Annotated in this window: 1 pseudogene; it reads right to left on the bottom strand. The window is 58.7% G+C overall.

Annotated elements, in window-relative coordinates:
• Positions 1 to 2: 2 nt before the first annotated feature.
• Positions 3 to 281: pseudogene (locus ACTHS3_RS17760) on the bottom strand (hypothetical protein); the annotation flags it as partial.

Genomic DNA, 281 nt, shown 5'->3' with positions numbered 1-281 from the left:
GCCTACATCCGACTCAATTCCCTTTGCAGGGCTTGGATGTTTTGCTGGCGGTCGAGTACCGCGCTTTGCAGGCTGTTGATTTCTTGTTGGTTGACATGACCGCCTTTGGCTACACGGGCTTGCGCCAGAGATTTTTGCGCTTCGCCCAGCGCTTTACGCTCGTTGCTCAACTCTGTTTCCAAAATCGAACGGCGGCTAGCGCTGCCGGAAGATTTGGGCGCAGGCGTTGCTGCGACTTCAGGAGCCGGACGGATGGGCGCAGGTGCGGGGCTGGCCTTAGC

Source organism: Neisseria sp. P0009.S007 (assembly GCF_051962515.1).
Note: the sequence above shows the minus strand (reverse complement) of the source record. Positions and strands in the feature narration are given on the sequence as shown.